The sequence below is a fragment of the Amycolatopsis sp. NPDC051061 genome, from assembly GCF_040682935.1.
Lineage (GTDB): Bacteria > Actinomycetota > Actinomycetes > Mycobacteriales > Pseudonocardiaceae > Amycolatopsis.
Genome location: NZ_JBFBBZ010000036.1, coordinates 92,484 through 104,998, shown reverse-complemented (window position 1 = coordinate 104,998; position 12,515 = coordinate 92,484). Strand labels below are relative to the sequence as shown.

Sequence of the window (12,515 nt, the reverse complement as noted above, 5' to 3'; positions counted from 1 at the left end):
CACCGGCGACCGGCCGCAGCTCGTGGGCGTGAGTGCGGGCCATGTCGGCCAGCACATGCGCGTCACCGGCGTCGCTTTTGGCGCCGGAGACACCCAGCCGGTCGCGGAAGCGGGCCGCTTGCAACGGGTTGACTGCCAGCACCGTGTATCCGGCAGCGACCAGCGCTGCGACCCAGGGGCCGCGGTCGGTTTCGATCCCGACCAGCACCTCCACGTCCTCGTCGGCGTCGTCGGCGGCCAGCTCGCCGATCATCACGTGCAACCGGGCCATCCCCGTCACGCCTTCGGGCAGCCGGGCCTTGGCCAACCGACGCCCGGAACCGTCCATCACCTCCACATCGTGATGGTCCTCAGCCCAGTCGTCTCCTACGAACAGCCGCACCGATCCTCCCGATCCCGATCACCCTGAGCAGCCGGCGGGGAGAACCATCAGCGACCTAATCACACAGTGCTCACGCCACCACCACGCGCAGCACGACATCCCAGCAGCGATCACATTCTCCCAGCCACCCGACAGGGACACGGTCTTTCACCAGGACTCACGCGTCCAGGGTCCACGAGTGCTCACCTGCCAGCCGGCTACCGACCAGGAGTGTGCCGGATAACTCACTCCCAGAACTGATTAGGGTCGTTCATGACGTCTGGCGACATGAACGAGTCGTTCATGTCCTCGGCCGGGCTCACTGGCGGGCCCGCGGTGACCGCTTTACCTTGAGCGCGTGACTGAAGCAGCCCTTCCCGCGTGGCGCCGGCGGACCTCCGGCGAGACCCGGTGGCCCGCGATGGGCGTCGTCGTCGCCACGCTCGTTCTGCAGGTCGCCCTGCCCGATGACATGGCGCTGCACCCCAAGTGGCTGCTGCCCGCCGTCTCCGGGCTGCTCGTCGTCGCGCTGCTGCTGGTCAACCCGGGCCGGATGTCGCAGTTCAGCGCCGTCGAACGGGTCATCTCGCTGCTGCTGGTCGCGGCCGTCACCGCGGTGAACGGCGCGTCCGCGGTGCAGCTCGTCTACGGCATCGTCACCAGCTCCATCGGCGATCGCGCCGGGGCCGTGCTGGTCACCGGCGGGATCGTCTACTGGACGAACGTCGTCGCCTTCTCCCTCTGGTACTGGGAGTTCGACCGCGGCGGCCCGGGCCGGCGGGCCGCAGGCCGGGCCGAGTTCCCCGACCTGCAGTTCCCGCAGATGGCCGACCCGGACCTGGCGCACCAGGACTGGGAACCGTCCTACCTGGACTACCTCTACTTCTCCTTCACCAACGCGGCCGCCTTCAGCCCCACCGACGTCATGCCCCTGCGGATCTGGGCGAAGATGACGATGATGCTGCAGGCCGTCGTCTCGCTGGTGCTGGCGGTGATGGTGGTCGCGTGGGCGATCAACAACCTGAAGTAGCTCAGTGCCGCGAGATCGTGAAGCTCTGGCCGTCCGAGCCGATCGCGCCCGGGATCCAGGTGTTCGTGCCGCGGTCGTCGGCGTTCAGCGCGGACGGGCCGGTCGAGGCCAGGTTCGTCCCGTTGAACTTGACGCCGGTGAACTTGATGCCGCCGGAGATCGTCGGGTAGGAGTCGGTCGGCGACTCGATGATCGCCTCCGCCGACGCGTGCTTCGACGTCAGCGACTTCGTCGTCGTCTTCGTCCAGCCCTTGGTCGTGTCGGAAAGGTCCAGCCGGTAGGTGTTCGTGGCGGTGCGCGTCACCGTCGCGGTGATCTGGTCACCCGCGCTGACCGACACGTTGTAGTACACCGGCGCGGCCGGGTACATCTCGTACCAGGCCGAGTACACCGCCCGGCCGCTGGAGCAGTCCGTCTCGACGCCGGTCTGCTCCACTGTGGACGATCCGTCGCCGTCGATGCCGACCCACGGCGCGAACAGGTCGTTGCTCGACCGGCACGTCACCGACGGTTCGGTCCAGCTCGCCGTCGCCGTGGTGAAGCTGCCGAAGCTGACGTAACCGCCCCAGTTGCCGCCGGAGAACTGGTGCCCGTGGCTCTGCGCATTAAAAGAGTGTGAGCCGTACTCGACCGCGGCGTGGGCCGTGCCCGAGACGGCCAAGCCGGCAGCAGCCGCGGCAACCGCCGTGAGGACGCGGACAGCGCGCGACGCAAGGATTCTGGACATGCGGGGACTCCGTTCACCGATGGGGACCGGGAAAACCGTGTCCCCAAGTGTTGGAGCCACACCAAAAAGAAGGTAGCTACTTTCGAAGGGTCTTAACTTTCCGGGAAATACTCACCAATTTGCCGGATTTCTACCCGATTGAACGAAAAGACCCGTGAAGGCCTCCGCGGGGGAAGAGGCCTTCACGGGTCATGTCGCTCACCAACCGCCCGGTCAGGTGAGCGGGGCTACTGCTGGACCTGCGCGCGAGCCGCGTCCACGAACTTCGTCGTGTACGTCTGCGACAGGTCGATCTTGTCCTTCTTCGGCTTCACGTTGCTGGACGACTCACCCAGCACCTTCAGGACGTTCTGCGCGCCCGCCGGGTCCATCCGGCCGTCCTTCGTGAACATCGGCAGGCTGTCCTTCAACGACTTCACGTACAGCGCCTTGTCCCCGCCGGCGAACGACGGCGGCATGATGTCGGCGACCTGTTCCGGCGTGTGCGTCGAAATCCACTTCAGGCTTTCGACGTACGCGTTGGCCAGTTTCTGCACGATGTCCGGGTACCGCTTCACGATTTCGCACCCCATGTACAGCGAACTGGCCGGGTACAAACCGCCCAAAGCAGCCTTCGTGCCTTCGACCGTGCGCATTTCGTAGAGCACCTTCGCCTGGCCGGTGTTCGTCAGCTGCGCGATGGTCGGGTCCGTCGTCATCCCGGCGTCGATCGACCCCTGGTTCATCGCCGAGATGAACGTCTGCCCGGCGCCGACCTTGACCGGCGTGTAGTCCTTCGAGCTGACGCCGCCACGCGCGGCCAGCGCCTTCGTCAGGAAGTCCGTCGACGAACCCAGCGACGTGACACCCAGGTTGCGGCCCTTGAAGTCCGCGCCGGAGCGGATCTCGCCCGCCTTGCCGGTGGCGACCATCTCGGCCTCGCCCGGCACGTTCGCGAACTGCACGACGCTCTGGATGCACTGCTCCTTGGCCTGCAGGTCGATCGTGTGGTCGTAGAACCCGACGACCCCCTGCACCTCGCCCGCCAGCAGCGACGTCTCGGCGTTGGCCCCCGACGGCTGGTCGAACAGCTCGACGTCGAGCCCTTGGCGCTTGTACGCACCGATCTGCTGCGCCAGCTGGCCGGGCAGGTAGATGACCTTCGAAATGCCACCGATCATGATCTTGATGTGCGGCTGACCGGTGTCCCCGAGGGAGATCTCCCGCGAGTCGCGGCACGCCGTGACCCCGGCCAAGGTGACCGCGAGCGCGGCCACCACGCCGACTGTCCTCTTCAGACGCATGTCAGACCACTCCGTGCGCGACGTCGGCGGCGGACGGCGGGCGCCACCGCAGCAGCCTGCCTTCCAGCGAACTGATGCCCCACTCCGCGAGCAGCGCGACCACGGTGATGATCAGCATGCCGGCGTACACGCCCGCCGTGTCGAACGTGCCTTGTGCGTTGGCGATCAGGAAGCCCATGCCGGCCTTCGCGCCGGTGTACTCCCCGACGACCGCGCCGATCAGCGCGAACCCGAAGGCGACGTGCAGCGACGACAGGATCCACGACGTCGCGCTCGGCAGCACGATCGACTTCAGCACCTGACCGCGCGTCGCGCCGAGGATGCGGGCGTTGTCGATCAGGTTCCGGTCGACCTCACGGGCGCCGGTGAAGGCGTTGAAGAACACCGCGAAGAACACGAGCACGACGACGGTCGCGACCTTCGACGACAGCCCGAGCCCGAACCAGATGACGAACAGCGCGGCGAGCACGATGCGCGGCAACGCGTTGGCGGCCTTGATGAACGGCGCGAGCACCTGCGCGAGGTAGGAGCTGCGGCCGAGGATGACGCCGAACACGACACCGGCGATGGCGCCGATGACGAAGCCGATCGCGGCCTCCTCGACGGTCACCAGGATCTGGTACCAGATCGAACCGAAGTCGGTCCCGGCGCTGAACCACTCGACGAGCCGCTCCCAGATCTTCGACGGCTTCGAGTAGAAGAACGGGTCGATCCAGTACGTCGCGGTCAGCTCCCAGCTGCCCAGCCAGACGACGACGATCGCCAGGCGCAGCAGCCAGATGTTGCGCTTGCGCCGGGAAGAAGCCTGCTTGGCGCGGGCCAGGATGTCCTGCTCGGTCTCCAGGACCGGCAAGGGTGCGGACGTGGCCGCCGGCGTCTCAAGCGACATTGCTCGCTCCCTTCTCACGGGCCTTGTCGACCTCGCTGCGCAGTGATTCCCAGATGTCGGCGTAGAGCTTGCGGAACTCCTCGGTGAGCCGCAGCTCCTCGACCTTCCGCGGCCGCTCCAGCGGGATCTCGAAGACGTCCTTCACGGTGGCCGGCGACGACGTCAGCACGACGACCTTGTCCGCCAGCGCGATCGCCTCGTCGAGGTCGTGCGTCACGAAGATCACCGCGGCACCGGACCCCGACCACAGCCGCAGCAGCTCGTCCTGCATCAGGGCCCGCGTCTGGACGTCCAGCGCCGAGAACGGCTCGTCCATCAGCATGATTTTCGGCTTGGTGACGAGCGTCTGGGCCAGCGCGACGCGCTTGCGCATGCCGCCGGAGAGCTGGTGCGGGTAGTACTTCTCGAACCCGGCGAGCCCGACGCGGGCGATCCAGTCGACGGCCTGCGCGCGAGCCTCGGCCTTCGGCACCCCGCGGAAGCGCGGCCCGGAGGCGACGTTCTCCAGCACCGAACGCCACGGCATCACGGCGTCGGTCTGGAACATGTAGCCGACGCCGTCGGGGATGGACTTCACGTCCTCGCCGTTCACCCGCACCCGGCCGGCGGACGGCGGCTGCAGCCCCGAGACCAGCGAGAGCGTCGTCGACTTGCCGCAGCCGGTGGGGCCGACGACGGCGACGAACTCGCCGGGCTGGACGGTCATGGTCAGGTCGCGGACGGCCGTGTGCACGGAACCGGACCCGCTCGGGAACCGTTTGGTGGCTCCGGTGAGTTCGATCAGTGGGGGAACCATGGGGAGGTGACTCCTTCGTCACGTGGTGGGGGTCACGTTGGGAGGCACGTTAAGCAGGCGTGGCGGCCAGGTGAAGCTTGTCGACGTTCTCCGCGCGAGCTGTGCGTTCTGAATGTTTCGCTCATTTAGCGCACGGTCTTGACCTGGGGGTATGTTCCCAGCCATGCCAAAGTGGGCGCTCTTCCCGCGGATGCGGTTCAGCAGGCAGGTGCTGCTGCTGCAGATCGGCGTGGTCGCCCTGGTCGTCGGGATCGGGGTGGCGCTGGTCAGCGTCCTGCTGCGAAACACCCTCAACGACCAGTACGGCCGCCGTGCACTGGCCATCGCCCAGTCCGTGGCGGCGGATCCGGTCGTGGTCGCCGACACCGCCGCGAAGCTCCGCGGCGGGGCACTGCAGGAGCGAGCGCTGGCCGTGCGCGCGCGGACCGACGCGTTGTTCGTGGTGATCACCGACAACAACAGCATCCGGCTGGCCCACCCGACGGCGAGCGAGATCGGCAAGAGGGTCAGCACCCCGGCGGACCGGGCCCTCGCCGGGTTCGACGAGATCAGCGCCGTGCAGAGCGGCACCCTCGGGTTGTCCGTGCGCAGCAAGACGCCGATCTGGCAGGGCACGCGCGTGGTCGGCGAGGTGAGCGTCGGGTTCGACGTGGCCGATCCGACCGGCGCGTTCTACCAGCTGCTGGTCTACACACTGCTGTTCGCGGGCGGCGCGCTGCTGCTCGGCGCGGGCGCGTCGGCGCTGCTGAACCGGCGGCTGCGACGCGTCACGCACGGCCTCGAACCGCACGAACTCACCGAGCTGCTCTACGAACGCGAAGCCGTGCTGCACGGGATCGGCGAAGGCGTCTTGGCGGTCGACGAGGCGAACCGCGTCTCGGTGCGCAACGACGAAGCCGAACGCCTGCTCGGCACCGAACTGCCGATCGGCGCGGCGCTGGCGGAGCTGGAACTCAGCCCGCGGGTGCACAAGGCCGTCGCCGAAGGACTGCCGGTCGACAACCTCCTGGCGGTGGCCGGAAACCGGGTGCTCGTCATCAACAGCCGGGCTGTGCAACTCGACGAGCGGGACATCGGCACCGTGCTGACCTTCCGCGACCGCACCGACCTCGACACGCTCACCCGCGAGCTGGACGGCATCCGCGTGCTGTCCGACGGCCTGCGCGCCCAGCGCCACGAGTTCGCGAACCGGCTGCACACGCTCTACGGGCTGCTCCAGCTCGGCCACCACACCGAGGCCGTCGAGTACCTGCAGACGCTCACCGACTCGTCGTCGGCGCGGCCGAGCGAGCTGGGGGACGCCGTCGCCGACCCGTACCTGCAGGCGCTGCTCGTGGCGAAAACCGAGCAGGCGCAAGAAAAGGGCCTCACGCTCAAGCTCGCCGACGACACCTGGGTGCCGACGACCGTGACCGACCCGATCGCCGCGAACACCGTGATCGGCAACCTCGTCGACAACGCGCTGCACGCCGCCCGGATGGGCCCGCGGCGGCCGGCGACCGTCGAGATCAGCCTGCTCGCCGAGGGCGGGACGCTCCACCTGTCCGTTGTGGACAGTGGGCCCGGGGTGCCCGAAGACCTGCGACGGACGTTGTTCGACGAAGGCGTCTCGACGAAGATCGCGCCCGGCCACGGACTCGGGCTGGCGCTGGCCCGCCAAGCCGCGCGGGCGCGCGGTGGCGACGTCTGGCTGGCCGGCCCCGGCGACGGCGAGACGGGTGCTCTGTTCGTCGCGAAACTGCCCGGAATGCTGACGGAGGACGGATGATCCGCACGCTCATCGTCGACGACGACTTCCGCGTCGCCGGGGTGCACGCCGGGTTCGTCGAGGAGGTCGACGGCTTCGCGGTGGTCGGCACCGCCCACACCGCGGCGGAGGCCCGCGCCCGCGTCCGGGAGCTCGCGCCGGACCTGATCCTGCTCGACGTCTACCTGCCCGACGAGTCCGGCCTCGCGGTGCTGCCGGAGCTGCAGACCGACACGATCGTGCTATCCGCGGCGACCGACAGCGCGTCGGTGGCGGCGGCGATCCGCGCCGGCGCGCTGAACTACCTGATCAAGCCGTTCACCACGCGCCAGCTCGCGGAACGGCTGACGTCGTACGCGCGCTTCCGCGGCCTGCTCGCCGAAGACCGCGCGATGGGCCAGGACGACGTCGACCGCGCGTACCGGGTGCTGCACGACCAGGACCGCACGTCGGCGCCGAAGGGCCAGTCGACGGCGACGTCCCGCCTCGTCTCGGAACAGCTGCGCCGGGCGGGGCGCCCGCTGTCGGCCGCGGAGGTCGCCGGTGAGCTGGGCATGGCGCGCGCGACGGCGCAGCGGTACCTCACGGCGCTGGCCGAGTCGGGCACCGTCCGGATGCGCCTGCGCTACGGCGCCACCGGGCGCCCGGAGCACGAATACCGCTGGTCCGGCGTCTGAATCAGCGGCGGGTGGTCGTCGTCTCCGCGCGGTACTGGTACTGCTGCATCATGCTTTCGGCCACGTTCACCCAGGACTGCACCGGGTTCGCCGACGTCGGCGCCGGCGAAGGCAGGTCGACGCGCGCCTCGTCTTCTTCCGGCACGGCCTTCTTCGGCTGCGGTTTCGCTTGCGCCTGAACCTGCTTCGTGGCCGGCTTGGCGGGCACTGGCACGAACACGGTCGTCGGGGCCGGCGTCGCGACCGGCGCCTGCGGGGTTTGGGGGACCTCGGGCGCCGGCGCCTCGGCGACGGCCGGGCGCGAGTCGAGCTGCGCCACGTTGTCGCGGTCCGAGGCGAACAGGCTCCCGGTGACCATCCCGCCGGCCAGCCAGCCGACCGCGACGAGCAGCACCGCGGCGCCGCCGCCGAGCCACGTGCGGGCGCGGCGCCGGATCACCACGGACTTCGGGCGCAGGTCCTGGTCGCACACCGGCGGCCGGGTGTAGATCGGCTCGACGGCCGCGACGTCGTCATCGGTGCGGCGGCGCCGGGGCAGGCTCGCCGCGACGATGCCGGTGCGGTCGAGCAACTCGACCGCGGTGCGGGCGCTGGACGGACGGGTCGCACTGCGCTGTGCGGTGCGAAGCATCGGGGACCTCCGGGACGGGGCTCACGGACCCCACGCATTCTGGACCATTTCGGACGGCCCTGTCAGAAACGCAACTCCATTGAGTGAAGCGTGCTCCGGCAAGGCAACCCGAAAGTCGTAGTCTGAAAGCGATTCAGCTTTCCATCTGCTTGAGTCCCCTGCGCGCGAGCACCGCGAGCGGCCGCTGGTAGGCCGAGCCGAGCACGCGCGGGATGGCGTCGATGACGTAGGCGTCCGGTCCGATGAGGATCCGCGCCGACTTCTTCTCGATCCCGCGCAGGATCGTCTGTGCCGCCTTCTCCGGCGTCGTCCTCGCGATCCGTTCGAAGCCCTGCGCGGCCTTCTCCTGGTCGTCGGCGCCACTTCGCGAGTTGCGCACGATGTTGGTCTTGATCCCGCCGGGGTGCACGCAGCTGACCCCGACCGGGTGGCGCGCGATCAGCATTTCTTCGCGCAGTGCTTCGGTGAATCCGCGGACCGCGAACTTCGCCGCGTTGTACGCGCTCTGCGTCGGCACGCCGACGAAGCCGAAGACGCTGGAAATGTTCACGACGTGCCCGTCGCCGGAAGCGATCAGGTGCGGCAGAAAGGCCTTCGTACCGTTCACGACGCCGCCGAGGTTGATCCCCATCAGCCAGTCGTAGTCCTCGAACGTCATCTCTTCGACGGTCGCGCCGAGCGCCACGCCGGCGTTGTTCACGACGACGTTGACGCGGCCGAATTCCTCCGCGATCTCTTCGGCGTGGGCGAGCACGGCGGCGCGGTCGGCGACGTCGAGGACGTACGCGCGGGCGTTGTCGCCGGCCAGCTTCGCCGTCTCCTCGGCGTTCGCGGCGTTGACGTCGGACAGCGCGACACGCGCCCCGCGCCGGGCGAACTCGAGCGACAGCGCCCGCCCGATCCCCGAGCCCGCCCCGGTGACCACCACGACCTTGTCCGCGAACTGCTTCATCGGCCCTCCAGGTCCTACACAGTGTTACCCACGAGTTACGGACATTAGCGGCTGTGAGCTTGCTGTGGGTGTGCCGATCGTGTCGGTGTGGCGCCTTAAGGTGATGGGGACGAAACCCGGGGGCGAGTACGACGAGGAGGCGATGCCCGTGCGGCGGCCCGCCGTCCTGCTCACCCTCGCCGCGGTCCTGCTGCTCGGCGCGGCCTTCGTGGTCTTCGCGGCCCGGCAGCCGCGGTCGGCGAACGCATCGGCTCCGGACGCCGGGGTCGGCGAAGCGGCGCCGGCGTCGACGCCGGACCTGCCCGCGGTGTCCAGCCCGGCGGTCGGCGCGCTGTTCCTCGACGGCTCGCACTACTGCACCGCCAGCGTCGTCCACAGCGACCAGGGCGACGTGCTGCTGACCGCGGCCCACTGCATCCACGACGGCGAGGGCGGCGGCTACCTCGCCGGCGTCACGTTCGCGCCCGCCTACCACGACGGCGTCGCGCCGTTCGGCTTCTGGACGGTGTCCGACGAGCTCGTCGCGCCCGGCTGGAGTGCGTCGTCGGACCCGGACCTCGACGTCGGCTTCGCCACCGCCCACCAGGCCGGGGCCGCGAAACCCCTGGAAAGCCTGGTCGGCGCGAACACCCTCGCGACGGGCACCGAGTTCGAACAGGCCATCACGCTCACCGGCTACCCGGACGACTCCGAGGTCCCGGCCGTCTGCCGCAACACGACGAGCCGGCAGGACACCTACCAGCTGAAGGTGGATTGCGCGGGCTTCCCGACGGGCACCAGCGGCGGCCCGTGGGTCACCGCGCCGGACCCGAAGACCCACCTCGGCACGGTCATCGGCGTCATCGGCGGCTTCGAGTACGGCGGCGACGACCCGGACACGTCGTACTCGAGCTACTTCGACACGGACGTGCAGGCGCTGTACCGGCAGACGACCGCCCGCACCTGAACGGCATGATGCGGGGTATGAGCGACCCCGTCGACGTACCGATCACCGGCGAGCCGATCCGGCTCGGCCAGTTCCTCAAGCTGGCCGGCCTCGCCGAAGACGGCTCCCACGCGAAGGACCTGCTCGACGCGGAGGAGGTCACCGTCAACGACGAGGTCGAGACCCGCCGCGGCCGCCAGCTGACCGACGGCGACGTCGTGGCGGTCAGCGGTAACCGCGGCAAGGTCGTCCTGGTGCGCTAACCCACGCTGGTCAGCGGCGGCAGGCCGATCGACGCCGCCAGCGCGTCCAGCTCGCGGCGCACCGGGCCGGACAGCGGCACCCCCAGCGCCCGGCACTGCTCCAGGTGCTGGGCCTCGCGCCAGCCGGGGTAGCGGATCGGCGCGCCGCCATCCCAGCCGAGCATGCTGCCGAAGAGCGCGCTGGCCGCGCGGTAGAAGCCGTCGGCGCTGCGCAGCGTCGTCGGCGCGATCGCCAGCACCAGCAGGCCCGTGTCGTGCTCGTGGTCGGCCACGCCGGAGAGCACCCCGGCGAGGACCTCGACCAGCAGCGTCAGCCCGGCGCCTTCCGAGCCGGAGCGGTCCATGTCGAAGACGAACTCGGGGTACGCGCCCCCGGGCGCGGCCATGCCCAGGGGGTTCATCGGCTGGCCGGGCTCGCCGCCCGCGGCGAGCACCAGCCCGATCATCGCGTGCGGCAACGCCCGCGCGGCGTGGTGCCCGGCCCGGCCGAACGGCCCGACACCGCGCAGCGAGACGAGCCCGACGCCGAACCGGCCGGCCCGCGTCACCGCCCGGTCCATCGCGTCGCCGACCGCCCACAGCCCGGAGGCGCGGCGGTAGTCGAGCAGCGCGGCGGCCCCACGGTCGGCGATCATCAGCGGCTCGGCGTGCGGCACGACGTGCCCGGTCTTCAGCATCGGCAGGTGGACCCGGGTCAGGTCGGCGACGCCGGTTTCCGGCGAGCCGGTCAGGTCGCCGTGGCAGAGGGCCTCCGCGGCGATGCGGGCGCGCGGCTCCGGGAAGCCGTGGGCGGCGAAGACGTGCGCCACGAGGGTGACCAGCTCATCGGCCCGCACGCGCGGCCAGGCCTGTTCCGGGATCGGGGTTTCGGGCGTTCCTTCTTCGGCGAGCACGGGTTCGGGGCGGGCGGAGCGGAAGGGACGCGGTCTGAGAGGCACTTCCCCGACACTGCCCAACGGCGGGATCCGGCGTCAACGAGGTGGGCCCGGGCCTACCCGACCGTGTGATCGAAACCTCCGAAGAGTCGTACCCTGGTCGGCATGTGCCGAAACATCACCACCCTCCGAGGGCTCCAGCCGTCCGCGACGGGCGAGGAGATCGAGGCCGCGGCCCGCCAGTACGTCCGCAAGGTGACCGGCGTGCAGTCGCTGTCGGACGCGACGCGCGAACCGTTCGAAGCGGCGGTCGCCGAGATCACGGAGATCACCACGCGGCTGCTGGAGCAGCTGCCGGAACGCCGCCAGCCGCCGCCGACCGTCCCGCCGTTGCGGCGCCCCGAGGTGCAGGCGCGGATCGCGGCCAAGGCGCTCAAGAGCTCCTGAAACTGTCGGACCCCGTCGCTAAGCTGGCCGCATGGGCGGACAGGGTTTGGTGCTGGGCGGCGGCGGGGTCGCCGGGATCGCGTGGACGACGGGGTTGCTGACCGGGCTGGCCGGCCACGGCCAGGACCTGACCGGTGCGGACCTGCTCGTCGGGACGTCCGCGGGTGCGGCCGTCGCGGCGCAGGTGACCAGCGGGGTTCCGCTGGCGGAGCTGTTCGCGCGGCAGGCGGACCCGGCGCGTCAGACGCCGGAGATCCCCGCCGAGATCGACTTCGAGAAGTTCGCGGCCGACTTCGGCGGCGCGGTCACCGGCTCGACGTCGCCGGCCGAGGTCCGGCGCGCGGTGGGCCGGCTCGCGCTGGCGGCCGAGACGGTGTCCGAAGTGGACCGTCGCGCCGTGATCGAGGCGCGGCTGCCGGTGCACGAGTGGCCGGAGCAGCGCCTGCTGATCGTGGCGGTCGACGCGGAGACCGGCGAGCCACGCCGCTTCGACCGCGCGTCCGGGGCGTCCCTGGTCGACGCGGTGGCGGCGAGCTGCGCGGTCCCGGGCATCTGGCCGGCGGTGACGATCGACGGCCGCCGGTACGTCGACGGCGGCGTCCGCTCGGCCGAGAACGCCGACTACGCGGCGGGCTGCACCCGCGTCACGGTGGTGTCGCCGCTGGGGGCGGATTCCCCGCTGCCGATGGAGAAGCCGCTGTTGACGGTGCTGGAAGACCTGCGCGCGGCGGGCGCGGAGGTCGCGTTGATCACCCCGGACGAGGCGTCGCTGGCGGCGATCGGCGAGAACCCGCTGGCCCCGTCGACCCGGACGCCGGCCGCCGAGGCGGGGCGCGCGCAGGGTGCGGCGCTGACCCTCACCTGGCAGTAGGCCGCGGCCGGACCGTCCCACGCCGGGGAGCGCCCGGACGC

15 protein-coding genes are annotated in these 12,515 nt (G+C 70.4%); 7 read left to right on the top strand and 8 right to left on the bottom strand.

From position 1 onward, the window contains the following. Nucleotides 1–328: transposase (locus AB0N03_RS37260; RefSeq protein ID WP_364382182.1), on the bottom strand; the 328-nt coding region annotated here is incomplete at its 3' end. A 454-nt stretch (nt 329–782) separates the two neighbouring features. Here AB0N03_RS37260 and AB0N03_RS37255 point away from each other — a divergent pair. Then, nucleotides 783–1,391, top strand: a complete 609-nt coding sequence (locus AB0N03_RS37255) for a hypothetical protein (RefSeq protein ID WP_364382179.1) — start codon at nt 783–785, stop codon at nt 1,389–1,391. A 1-nt stretch (nt 1,392) separates the two neighbouring features. Here AB0N03_RS37255 and AB0N03_RS37250 read toward each other — a convergent pair whose 3' ends face one another. From AB0N03_RS37250 to AB0N03_RS37235, 4 genes are all read right to left on the bottom strand, one after another. Continuing rightward, nucleotides 1,393–2,118, bottom strand: coding sequence for a G1 family glutamic endopeptidase (locus tag AB0N03_RS37250; protein ID WP_364382154.1), 726 nt, complete (start codon nt 2,116–2,118; stop codon nt 1,393–1,395). 227 nt (nt 2,119–2,345) lie between these two features. Further along, nucleotides 2,346–3,401, bottom strand: a complete 1,056-nt coding sequence (locus AB0N03_RS37245) for an ABC transporter substrate-binding protein (RefSeq protein WP_364382151.1) — start codon at nt 3,399–3,401, stop codon at nt 2,346–2,348. A 1-nt stretch (nt 3,402) separates the two neighbouring features. Next, a complete protein-coding gene (locus AB0N03_RS37240; protein ID WP_364382148.1) occupies nt 3,403–4,290 on the bottom strand; it encodes an ABC transporter permease in 888 nt (295 codons plus the stop codon). Then, the gene (locus AB0N03_RS37235; protein WP_364382145.1) at nt 4,280–5,086 is read right to left on the bottom strand and encodes an ABC transporter ATP-binding protein; all 807 of its coding nucleotides are present in this window, start codon (nt 5,084–5,086) and stop codon (nt 4,280–4,282) included. The genes AB0N03_RS37240 and AB0N03_RS37235 overlap by 11 nt, the downstream gene beginning before the upstream one ends. Nucleotides 5,087–5,276: 190 nt before the next feature. Between AB0N03_RS37235 and AB0N03_RS37230 the strand changes: the two genes are divergently transcribed. Continuing rightward, nucleotides 5,277–6,854, top strand: a complete 1,578-nt coding sequence (locus AB0N03_RS37230; RefSeq protein WP_364382177.1) for a sensor histidine kinase — start codon at nt 5,277–5,279, stop codon at nt 6,852–6,854. Next, nucleotides 6,851–7,510, top strand: coding sequence for a response regulator (locus AB0N03_RS37225; protein WP_364382142.1), 660 nt, complete (start codon nt 6,851–6,853; stop codon nt 7,508–7,510). Before AB0N03_RS37230 ends, AB0N03_RS37225 begins: the two co-directional genes overlap by 4 nt. Before the next feature lies 1 nt (nt 7,511). On the opposite strand, the gene AB0N03_RS37220 is transcribed toward AB0N03_RS37225, so the two are convergent. After that, on the bottom strand, nt 7,512–8,141 hold the full coding sequence (locus AB0N03_RS37220; RefSeq protein WP_364382139.1) for a hypothetical protein: 630 nt from the start codon (nt 8,139–8,141) through the stop codon (nt 7,512–7,514). A gap of 133 nt (nt 8,142–8,274) precedes the next feature. Next, nucleotides 8,275–9,093: an SDR family NAD(P)-dependent oxidoreductase gene (locus AB0N03_RS37215; RefSeq protein ID WP_364382136.1), complete on the bottom strand. Its 819-nt coding sequence runs from the start codon at nt 9,091–9,093 to the stop codon at nt 8,275–8,277. A 142-nt stretch (nt 9,094–9,235) separates the two neighbouring features. On the opposite strand from AB0N03_RS37215, the gene AB0N03_RS37210 reads away from it, so the two are divergent. Then, nucleotides 9,236–10,039 (top strand): trypsin-like peptidase domain-containing protein, encoded by an 804-nt coding sequence (locus AB0N03_RS37210; protein WP_364382174.1) that lies wholly within the window; start codon nt 9,236–9,238, stop codon nt 10,037–10,039. A 17-nt stretch (nt 10,040–10,056) separates the two neighbouring features. Continuing rightward, complete coding sequence (locus AB0N03_RS37205) at nt 10,057–10,281, top strand: RNA-binding S4 domain-containing protein (protein ID WP_364382133.1); 225 nt, start codon at nt 10,057–10,059, stop codon at nt 10,279–10,281. Here the strand turns inward: AB0N03_RS37205 and AB0N03_RS37200 are convergent. Continuing rightward, nucleotides 10,278–11,219 (bottom strand): Ldh family oxidoreductase, encoded by a 942-nt coding sequence (locus tag AB0N03_RS37200; RefSeq protein WP_364382130.1) that lies wholly within the window; start codon nt 11,217–11,219, stop codon nt 10,278–10,280. The two genes, AB0N03_RS37205 and AB0N03_RS37200, sit on opposite strands and share 4 nt — an antisense overlap. 102 nt (nt 11,220–11,321) lie before the next feature. Between AB0N03_RS37200 and AB0N03_RS37195 the strand changes: the two genes are divergently transcribed. Continuing rightward, on the top strand, nt 11,322–11,603 hold the full coding sequence (locus AB0N03_RS37195) for a DUF2277 domain-containing protein (protein WP_364382127.1): 282 nt from the start codon (nt 11,322–11,324) through the stop codon (nt 11,601–11,603). A 31-nt stretch (nt 11,604–11,634) separates the two neighbouring features. Next, nucleotides 11,635–12,474, top strand: coding sequence for a patatin-like phospholipase family protein (locus tag AB0N03_RS37190; RefSeq protein ID WP_364382124.1), 840 nt, complete (start codon nt 11,635–11,637; stop codon nt 12,472–12,474). Nucleotides 12,475–12,515: the final 41 nt, after the last annotated feature.

Excerpts from the sequence above, each read along its gene's own strand:
- AB0N03_RS37255 (WP_364382179.1), top strand. The coding sequence starts at position 783 with ATGGGCGTCGTCGTCGCCACGCTCGTTCTGCAGGTCGCCCTGCCCGAT.
- AB0N03_RS37250 (WP_364382154.1), bottom strand. The coding sequence starts at position 2,118 with ATGTCCAGAATCCTTGCGTCGCGCGCTGTCCGCGTCCTCACGGCGGTT.
- AB0N03_RS37245 (WP_364382151.1), bottom strand. The coding sequence starts at position 3,401 with ATGCGTCTGAAGAGGACAGTCGGCGTGGTGGCCGCGCTCGCGGTCACC.
- AB0N03_RS37240 (WP_364382148.1), bottom strand. The coding sequence starts at position 4,290 with ATGTCGCTTGAGACGCCGGCGGCCACGTCCGCACCCTTGCCGGTCCTG.
- AB0N03_RS37235 (WP_364382145.1), bottom strand. The coding sequence starts at position 5,086 with ATGGTTCCCCCACTGATCGAACTCACCGGAGCCACCAAACGGTTCCCG.
- AB0N03_RS37230 (WP_364382177.1), top strand. The coding sequence starts at position 5,277 with ATGCGGTTCAGCAGGCAGGTGCTGCTGCTGCAGATCGGCGTGGTCGCC.
- AB0N03_RS37225 (WP_364382142.1), top strand. The coding sequence starts at position 6,851 with ATGATCCGCACGCTCATCGTCGACGACGACTTCCGCGTCGCCGGGGTG.
- AB0N03_RS37220 (WP_364382139.1), bottom strand. The coding sequence starts at position 8,141 with ATGCTTCGCACCGCACAGCGCAGTGCGACCCGTCCGTCCAGCGCCCGC.
- AB0N03_RS37215 (WP_364382136.1), bottom strand. The coding sequence starts at position 9,093 with ATGAAGCAGTTCGCGGACAAGGTCGTGGTGGTCACCGGGGCGGGCTCG.
- AB0N03_RS37210 (WP_364382174.1), top strand. The coding sequence starts at position 9,236 with ATGCCCGTGCGGCGGCCCGCCGTCCTGCTCACCCTCGCCGCGGTCCTG.
- AB0N03_RS37205 (WP_364382133.1), top strand. The coding sequence starts at position 10,057 with ATGAGCGACCCCGTCGACGTACCGATCACCGGCGAGCCGATCCGGCTC.
- AB0N03_RS37195 (WP_364382127.1), top strand. The coding sequence starts at position 11,322 with ATGTGCCGAAACATCACCACCCTCCGAGGGCTCCAGCCGTCCGCGACG.
- AB0N03_RS37190 (WP_364382124.1), top strand. The coding sequence starts at position 11,635 with ATGGGCGGACAGGGTTTGGTGCTGGGCGGCGGCGGGGTCGCCGGGATC.